The following is a 2,882-nucleotide window of genomic DNA, read 5'->3' on the forward strand; positions in this document are numbered from 1 at the left end:
CCTCGAAAGCGAGTGTGGCGCAAGTCACCGAGGGTTCAAATCCCTCCGCTACCGCTTGAGAAGGGCCCCGTCGCAAGACGGGGCCCTTCGTGCGAGCCGCCCCTTCGGGTGATCGTTCCTTCGTGCGATCATGTGCGCTGTCCGGGACACCAGTGACAGCAGCGACAGCAGGAACAGGGGAGGCCGCGATGGCGGTGAACGCGAAGAAGGTCGCCGTCTACGTCCTCGTGGTCTTCGTTGCGTACGTGATCATCACGGACCCGGAGGGGGCGGCGGACTACGTCCAGATAGGGTTCCAGGGCATCTCGGACGCCGCCCAGGCCCTGGGCGACTTCGCCACCTGGGTCGCCGACGGAGGAAAGTGATGATCCGCCACCTGGTCCTGTTCAAGCTCAACGAGGGCGTCGAGCGCGACGAGCCCCGGGTCGTGCAGGGCGTCGAGGCCTTCCGCGCCCTCGACGGCAGAATCCCCGAGCTGCGCCACTGGGAGCTCGGCTGGAACGTCAGCGACCGCCCCATCGCGTACGACTTCGCCATCAACTCCGCCTTCGAGGACGCGGAAGCGCTGCGGCGGTACGTGGAGCATCCCGACCACCAGGCCGGTGTGGCGCTGTGGCGCGAGTTCGCCACGTGGGTGATCGCGGACTACGAGTTCTGAGTCCGGCCGTCCCGGCCGTTTCGAGCCCTCTGTCGGTGCGACAGGGGGCTTCTCTGTGGCGTGAGTTCATTTATGCGCCATTCATCCCTCAACACGTAGTTATGGGGTGCTTGCACACAGTGCACATGTCTTGTGATGCTATGACCGCTTTTGATGGAAGAGTTGACGGATGAGTTGATGATGACGAGGTGGAGTTGACCGTGCTGGCCAGTACCGCACCTCAGGCACCCACCTCGGAAACCCCCGACCCCCCTCCTGCCGCTCCCCAGCGCAGCCGAGGCGCCGACACCCGCGCTCTCACGCAGGTGCTCTTCGCCCAGCTCAAGGAGCTCCAGCCGGGCACGCCCGAGCACGACCGGGTGCGCGGGGCGCTCATCGAGGCCAACCTGCCGCTCGTGCGCTACGCGGCCGCCCGGTTCCGCTCCCGCAACGAGCCGATGGAGGACGTCGTCCAGGTCGGCACCATCGGGCTGATCAACGCCATCGACCGCTTCGACCCGGACCGGGGCGTGCAGTTCCCGACGTTCGCGATGCCGACGGTCATCGGCGAGATCAAGCGCTACTTCCGCGACAACGTCCGCACGGTCCACGTGCCGCGCCGGCTGCACGAGCTGTGGGTGCAGGTGAACAGCGCGACGGAGGACCTCACGACCGCCTTCGGGCGCACCCCGACGACCGCGGAGATCGCCGAGCGGCTGCGCATCTCCGAGGACGAGGTGCTGTCCTGCATCGAGGCCGGGCGGTCGTACCACGCCACGTCCCTGGAGGCCGCGCAGGAGGGCGACGGGCTGCCCGGCCTGCTGGACCGGCTCGGCTACGAGGACCCCGCGCTGGACGGCGTGGAGCACCGGGACCTCGTACGGCACCTCCTCGTGCAACTGCCCGAGCGGGAGCAGCGGATCCTGCTGCTGCGGTACTACAACAACCTCACGCAGTCCCAGATCAGCGCGGAACTGGGTGTCTCACAGATGCACGTCTCGCGGCTGCTCGCGCGTAGCTTCCAGCGGTTGCGGTCTGCGAACCGGATCGACGCGTAACCGCAAACGCGAGCGAGAGGTCACCGCGGGGAGGGAATCGCTCATCAGGGCCGTTCCCGGCAGTTGAGAGCCGAAAAGTCGTCAGACCCCTTGTTTGCAGGGCGGATTCGCGTCTCAGATGTCGACATGTCACTACAGCGTGTTGCCGACATGTGACATTCTGCGTGAAGCGCGTTTGCCGGAGCTTCGGCTCCGGTATTCAGGTGAAGGCTGCGTTCCTCAGACGGGAGCGTCCGCCGCGACCGTCCCGCGACCCAAAGGGGGTGGCATGTCCGCAGAACAGGGCAGCTCGAAGGTGCTCACGCTCGCGGAGAGCGACACAGCTCCCCATGCTCTCGACTCACTCGGCCCCATCGACGACGTTCCGGCCGAGCTCGTGACCGAGCCCGCGCCGGTGCTGCCGGCCACGGGGGCCATCGACACCCGCACCCTGTCCCGCTCCCTGTTCCTGCGGCTGGCCGCGCTCGACGAGGACAGCCCCGAGCGTGCGTACGTCCGTGACACGCTGATCGAGCTCAACCTGCCGCTGGTGCGGTACGCGGCGGCGCGGTTCCGCTCGCGGAACGAGCCGATGGAGGACATCGTCCAGGTCGGCACGATCGGGCTGATCAAGGCGATCGACCGGTTCGACTGCGAACGGGGCGTGGAGTTCCCGACGTTCGCGATGCCGACGGTGGTCGGGGAGATCAAGCGGTTCTTCCGGGACACGTCCTGGTCGGTGCGGGTGCCGCGGCGGCTTCAGGAGCTGCGGCTGGCGCTGACCAAGGCCAGCGACGAGCTCTCGCAGAAGCTGGACCGGTCGCCGACGGTCACCGAACTCGCCTCCGTGCTCGGGGTGTCCGAGGAGGACGTGGTCGACGGGCTGGCGGTGGGGAACGCGTACACGGCGTCCTCGCTGGACTCGCCGGCGCCGGAGGACGACGGCGGCGAGGGGTCGCTCGCGGACCGGCTGGGGTACGAGGACACGGCACTGGAGGGCGTGGAGTACCGCGAGTCCCTCAAGCCGCTGCTGGCCAAACTCCCGCCCCGGGAGCGGCGGATCATCATGCTGCGGTTCTTCGCGAACATGACGCAGTCGCAGATCGGCGAGGAGGTCGGCATCTCGCAGATGCACGTCTCGCGGCTGCTGACGCGGACGTTGGCGCAGCTGCGGGAAGGCCTGATCTCGGACTGAGGACGGGCCGAGG

General features: G+C 67.8%; 4 protein-coding genes. All 4 read left to right on the top strand.

The features are described 5' to 3' along the window. Nucleotides 1-188 precede the first annotated feature (188 nt). The 4 genes from RIN80_RS23220 (at nt 189) to RIN80_RS23235 (ending at nt 2,869) form a co-directional block, all read left to right on the top strand. Nucleotides 189-365, top strand: coding sequence for a hypothetical protein (locus tag RIN80_RS23220; protein ID WP_309097585.1), 177 nt, complete (start codon nt 189-191; stop codon nt 363-365). After that, on the top strand, nt 365-658 hold the full coding sequence (locus RIN80_RS23225; protein WP_309097586.1) for a Dabb family protein: 294 nt from the start codon (nt 365-367) through the stop codon (nt 656-658). Before RIN80_RS23220 ends, RIN80_RS23225 begins: the two co-directional genes overlap by 1 nt. Before the next feature lie 188 nt (nt 659-846). After that, the gene (locus tag RIN80_RS23230) at nt 847-1,695 is read left to right on the top strand and encodes an RNA polymerase sigma factor SigF (protein ID WP_309097587.1); all 849 of its coding nucleotides are present in this window, start codon (nt 847-849) and stop codon (nt 1,693-1,695) included. A 268-nt stretch (nt 1,696-1,963) separates the two neighbouring features. Continuing rightward, the gene (locus RIN80_RS23235; RefSeq protein WP_309097588.1) at nt 1,964-2,869 is read left to right on the top strand and encodes an RNA polymerase sigma factor SigF; all 906 of its coding nucleotides are present in this window, start codon (nt 1,964-1,966) and stop codon (nt 2,867-2,869) included. Nucleotides 2,870-2,882 lie beyond the last annotated feature (13 nt).

Source organism: Streptomyces sp., assembly GCF_031181705.1.
Lineage (GTDB): Bacteria > Actinomycetota > Actinomycetes > Streptomycetales > Streptomycetaceae > Streptomyces.